The sequence below is a fragment of the Anthropogastromicrobium sp. genome (assembly GCF_037349415.1).
Classification (GTDB): Bacteria; Bacillota; Clostridia; order Lachnospirales; family Lachnospiraceae; genus Anthropogastromicrobium; species Anthropogastromicrobium aceti.
This window is the reverse complement of record NZ_JAXWCK010000063.1, coordinates 1-6062: the sequence shown is the minus strand read 5'-3', so window position 1 is coordinate 6062 and position 6062 is coordinate 1. Positions and strand designations below refer to the sequence as shown.

The following is a 6062-nucleotide window of genomic DNA, read 5'->3' as shown; positions in this document are numbered from 1 at the left end:
AAAGAAGGTGAAAAGGTCATCAAGTATGGCTTCCCGATTGGTGTGGCAAAGCAGGACATCAAAGCAGGTTCTTGGGTGCATGTTCACAATGTAAAGACAGGTCTTGGCGATGTGCTTGATTATGAGTATAATCCGTCAGGAAGTGAGTTAGAGCCGACAGAGCACGCACATTTTATGGGATATCGCCGTGAGGATGGACGTGTTGGCGTAAGAAATGAGATCTGGATTATTCCGACAGTTGGCTGTGTAAACTCCATTGCATCTGCACTGGAGAAGCAGGCAAAGAGTCTGGCAGTTGGAACAGTAGAGGACATAGTTGCATTCCCACATCCTTATGGCTGCTCTCAGATGGGCGGCGATCAGGAGAACACTAGAAAGGCACTTGCAGATTTAATTCATCATCCAAACGCCGGCGGTGTGCTTGTACTTGGTCTTGGCTGTGAGAACAGCAATATTCCGGTTATGATGGATTACATTGGTGAGTACGATAAGAATCGTGTGAAGTTTTTACAGTGTCAGGATGTTGAGGATGAGCAGGCAGCAGCAATGGAGCTGTTAAAGGAGTTAGCAGATTATGCAGGCACCTTCAAACGTGAGCCAATCGATGCTTCCGAGCTGATTATTGGTATGAAGTGCGGTGGCTCTGATGGTCTTTCAGGTATAACTGCAAACCCGACTGTCGGCGCATTTTCAGATCTTTTGATCTCAAAGGGCGGCACTACGATTCTGACAGAGGTTCCGGAAATGTTTGGAGCAGAGACACTTCTTATGAACCGCTGTGCAAATGAGGAGCTGTTTAATAAGACAGTTGATCTGATCAACAACTTTAAGAACTACTTCACAAGCCACAACCAGACCATCTATGAGAATCCGTCTCCTGGAAACAAAAAGGGCGGAATCTCCACACTTGAGGATAAGTCTTTAGGCTGTACACAAAAGTCTGGAAGCGCACTTGTAAAGGGTGTATTAGAGTATACAGAGCCAGTTCACACAAAGGGACTTAATTTATTAAGTGCACCGGGCAATGACCTTGTTGCGGCAACTGCACTGGCACTTTCAGGTGCTCATATCGTTTTATTCACAACAGGAAGAGGAACTCCATTTGCATCACCAGTTCCGACAGTAAAGATTTCCAGTAACTCCAAGCTTGCAGGTCATAAGGATAACTGGATTGACTTTAATGCAGGACGTCTTGTAGAGGATATGCCGATGGAAATGCTTTCTAAGGAGCTGTTTGAGTATGTGCTCGCAGTTGCTTCTGGAAAGAAGGTTAAGGCTGAGGAAGCTGGCTTCCACGATATGGCAATCTTCAAGCAGGGTGTAACGTTGTAATACAATATTGAATGATGCAGGTGCGGTAAGCGCCTGTTTATCAGATAGAAAATTTAAGTTCATATAAAAAATATTCACTCATCTAAGAAAGGATAGGATATTATTATGAAAACATTTATGGGAAAAAATTTCCTTCTGACAACTGACACAGCAAAAGAGCTGTTCCATGATTACGCAGAAAATATGCCGATCATCGACTATCACTGCCATATCAACCCGAAGGAAATCTATGAGGACCGCAAGTTTGAGAACATCACTCAGGTATGGCTTGGCGGCGATCACTACAAGTGGCGTCAGATGCGTTCTAACGGTATCGACGAGAAGTACATCACAGGAGATGCAACTGACAGAGAGAAGTTCCAAAAGTGGGCAGAGACTCTTGAGAAGGCAATCGGCAATCCACTGTATCACTGGAGTCACTTAGAGCTGCAGAGATATTTCGATTATCACGGTGTATTAAATGGTGATACTGCAGAAGAAGTATGGAATATCTGCAACGCAAAGCTTGCTGAGGATTCTATGACTGTTAGAAATATCATCCGTAAGTCTAATGTAAAGGTAATCTGCACCACTGATGATCCGATTGACAGCCTTGAGTGGCATAAGAAGATCGCTGCAGATGAGACTGTAGATTTCAAGGTATATCCGGCATGGAGACCAGATAAGGCAATGAACATTGAGAAGCCAGATTTCTTAGAGTATGTACAGAAGTTAGCTTGTGTATCTGGAATCAAGGTAGACAGCGTAAAGAGCTTGTTAGCAGCAATCGACAACCGTATGGAATTTTTTGATTCCATGAAGTGCTGCGTATCTGACCATGGTTTAAATTATGTTGTATATCAGCCGGCAAGCGAGGAAGCAGTTGAGGCAATCTTCCAGAAGAAGGTTCGCGGTGAAAAGCTGACTCAGCTTGAAGTTGACCAGTATAAGACAGCATTTATGATTCATGTAGGAAGAGAGTATCATCGCCGTGGATGGGTAATGCAGATGCATTATGGCTGCAAGCGCGACAACAATACCTTCCGCTATAATCAGTTAGGACCAGATACAGGATACGATTCCATCAATAATGATGCAACAGCAGCTCAGTTAGCTGATTTCTTAAATGCACTCAGCACTACAAACGAGCTTCCAAAGACAATTCTGTATTCCTTAAATCCAGCTGACAACGAGATCATCGGCACCATTATGGGCTGCTTCCAGGACAGCGAGGCAGTAGGCAAGATCCAGCACGGTTCTGCATGGTGGTTCAATGATAATAAGTCAGGTATGATCAACCAGATGGTAAGTCTTGGAAACCTTGGTCTGCTTGGAAACTTTGTTGGTATGCTGACTGACTCCAGAAGCTTCTTATCCTACACAAGACACGAGTATTTCCGCCGTATCCTGTGTGAGTTAGTAGGAGGCTGGGTAGAGAACGGCGAGTATCCATACGATAAGAAGGCATTAAAGAACATTATCGAGGGTATCAGCTACAACAATGCAAAGGCATATTTTAACTTCAAGGATTGATTTTGAAGTCAATAGTTACCTGAGTTTTTTGTAAAATACGATGTCAGGGTCAGCTAGTTGTGATCCTGACATTAGCTTAATTAATTAAGTATGGAGGTGCATAGTATCCTTTATGGATAGTCACAGTATGACCCTGGTGGTCGCTTTAATATTATTAATGATGGGTTCTGCCTTTTTCTCTGCAACAGAGACGGCTTTTTCCTCGCTGAATAAGCCGAGATTAAAAAATATGGCAGCAGAAGGCAACAAAAAAGCAAAGCTTGCATACAAGCTTGCAGAGAATTATGATGAATTGATTTCAAGTACACTTGTAGGAAATAACGTTGTAAATATTGCAGCAACAACAATTGGAACACTTCTCTTTGTAGGATGGCTCGGATCAAATGGAGCTACTGTATCAACTATCTTTATGACAGTGATTACTTTAGTTTTTGGTGAAATCACGCCAAAGAGTCTGGCAAAGGAATGTCCAGAAAAATTTGCAATAACTGTTGCTCCAATTATCAATATTCTAATTACTGTTTTAAAGCCGGTGAATTTCCTTCTGATCAAGTTAAAGAGCAGTGTAGGAAAGCTTTTAAAAGTCAGCGGCACAACGAATGGAATCACCGAGAATGAGCTTCTTACAATAGTAGATGAGGCTGAGCAGGTCGGTGGACTTGACAGTAATGAGAGTGAGCTGATTCACAACGTGATCGAGTTCAATGATCTTCAGGCAGGAGACATCATTACACCGCGTGTTGATGTTACAGCAGTTGATATCACAACGCCAAACGAAGAAATTGCAGATGTGTTCAAGACATCTGGTTATTCCCGAATCCCTGTATACAAAGATACGATTGATGATATTATTGGTATCTTGTACGAGAAAGATTTCCATAACTATGTGGCAGGAACTACAAAGTCAATCGAAACGATCATGAAGCCGGCTGAGTTCATTCCGCCTACAGTCAAGATCTCCGAGCTTTTAAAGAAGTTCCAGCAGACAAAGCTTCATATCGCTGTTGTTGTGGATGAGTTTGGCGGTACAGAGGGTATTGTTACCATGGAAAATATCTTAGAGGAGCTTGTAGGTGATATCTGGGATGAGCATGATGAGGTAGAGGCTGGCATCAAAAAGTTAGATGATGGAAGCTTCATCGTTCCAGAGGACATGGATTTAGACGATTTCTTTGAGCAGTTTTCCATCAACACCGAGACAGAAGCTTCTACTATCAACGGATGGATTACCGAGCAGATTGGAAAGATTCCGGAAGTAGGCGATTCATTTGATTTTGAAAATCCTGTTTCAGAGGAAGAAGATTCAGAAAAGGATAAAGAAAATCAAAACAACAAGCCGCAGAAGCTTCATATTGAAGTGACACAAACCGAGGGACAGAAAGCAGAAGAGATTCATGTGGTGCTCCTCCATGAGAAAGACGAAGACAGTACAGAACAAGAAAAAAAATAAATGCATTGGCAGCTTATCCGAAAAGGTAAGCTGCCTTTTTTGCTTGACAATACTTCGGGATACCGATATACTATAGATAACAAAGACGAAAGGGGAACAGAACCTATGATTATTGATGATCTTCTTCGTGATGCAAAAATGAGTCAATATAAGTTAAGTAAGGAAAGCGGAGTCGCACAGGCAACAATATCTGATATCTGTAGCCGAAAGACGACAATGAAAAAATGTGCTGCTGGAACCCTATACAGAATTGCAAAAACATTAAATGTCACGGTGGATTTGTTGTTAGAAGCAGATGAGCAAGCAAAGGAAAATGATAAAAATCAAGAATATCGCAGTTCATTTGAAACATTCAAGAGCAACACATGCCATCATGTAAAAGATATGGGAGATATTGATTTTATCATTGATACACTTGAAAAGAATACAATTCGAAATTTATATGAAAAAGCATGGTATCCAGAATCACTATATTTACTGGGAATGGTTGATTATCTCTCTAAAATAAATGATTTGCCAATATGTACGAATTACAATGATATTCGAAAACATAAGCTTGCGACAATTTTATATCCATCAAGTGTGCTAATTCAGGCTGCAGTCATGCATAGTGATGAGGTTAAAATTGAGGCTATAAAGAATGCAATTCCAGAGTTTATGAGATTTAATATTGTAGAAAGTGAGGTGAGAAATCTTGCCTGAAGTTTTTTTATAAAGGAAAACTTGGATAGCTATTTAAAAGAACTAGCAAAAGAATTTCGTAAGATAAATGGCAACAAAATGCCAGCTGAGATTATTTTGATCGATGGGGCATCAGTACTAATTAATTACGGATTTCGCGAGATGACATATGATATGGATGCGATTATTCAAGCATCATCGTCGATGAAGGATGCAATTAATAGTGTTGGTGATCGCATGGGGCTTCCAAATGGCTGGCTAAATACAGACTTCATGAAAACAACATCCTATACGCCAAAGTTAATTCAGTACTCTAAATATTATAAGACATTTTCAAATGTTTTAAGAATACGAACGGTTTCAGCTGAATATTTGGTTGTCATGAAACTGATGGCTGGAAGACAGTATAAGAACGATTTGTCAGATGTTGTTGGAATTTTGTTGGAACAAGAAAAATCACAACAACAGATTTGCCTTGAAGATATAAAAAAAGCAGCAGAAAAACTTTATGGCGGATATGATAAGTTATCTGAAGAATCTCGAACTTTTATTGAGACAGTATATCAAAATCCTGATTTGACACAACTGTATGCAAAAGTTAGAGAAGATGAAAAGACGAACAAAGATATCCTAATAGAATTCGAGGATAACTATCCAGATGTTCTCAATGGAGATAATCTTACTGATATACTAAAAGCAGCAAGGGCAAAGAAAAAAGGTTGATGATATTTTAATATATGATGAGAAAAGCTGATGTGCATCAAAAGAGATTAGGCTAGCAGATTTTTTTTGTTTAAACCCTGCAAAAAAGTAGCTTTTGCATGAATCCTGTGGTAAAATAGTCATATGATGGTGGCGATTTGAACAAAAACCACACGATATTTTAAAGGAGAAATCACTATGCAATTGAATATATTGACAAAAATAAGTTCTTGTGTATAAAAATACTCAAAGGAGATGATGGACTTGCTAAAGAGCTTCAAGACGGAAATCAATCCTACACCGGAGCAGATAACGAAGATCAATAAGACGATTGGAACCTGTCGGTATCTATACAATTTTTATCTTTCTTATAACTTAAAACGTT

General features: G+C 40.1%; 6 protein-coding genes. All 6 read left to right on the top strand.

Annotation, left to right across the window (positions count from 1 at the left end):
• On the top strand, positions 1-1332 hold a 1332-nt coding region (locus WJP93_RS13805), incomplete at its 5' end, for a UxaA family hydrolase (RefSeq protein ID WP_337548788.1).
• 105 nt (positions 1333-1437) lie between these two features.
• Positions 1438-2844 (top strand): glucuronate isomerase, encoded by a 1407-nt coding sequence (gene uxaC / locus WJP93_RS13800; protein WP_308731051.1) that lies wholly within the window; start codon positions 1438-1440, stop codon positions 2842-2844.
• A gap of 112 nt (positions 2845-2956) precedes the next feature.
• Positions 2957-4294, top strand: a complete 1338-nt coding sequence (locus WJP93_RS13795) for a hemolysin family protein (protein WP_337548787.1) — start codon at positions 2957-2959, stop codon at positions 4292-4294.
• Positions 4295-4399: 105 nt separating this feature from the next.
• Positions 4400-4996, top strand: a complete 597-nt coding sequence (locus WJP93_RS13790) for a helix-turn-helix transcriptional regulator (RefSeq protein WP_118612497.1) — start codon at positions 4400-4402, stop codon at positions 4994-4996.
• A gap of 21 nt (positions 4997-5017) precedes the next feature.
• Entirely contained in the window at positions 5018-5698 is a 681-nt protein-coding gene (locus WJP93_RS13785; protein WP_337548786.1) for a DUF6036 family nucleotidyltransferase, read from the top strand.
• Positions 5699-5932: 234 nt separating this feature from the next.
• A partial coding sequence (locus WJP93_RS13780; RefSeq protein WP_337548789.1) for a helix-turn-helix domain-containing protein occupies positions 5933-6062 on the top strand: 130 nt, incomplete at its 3' end.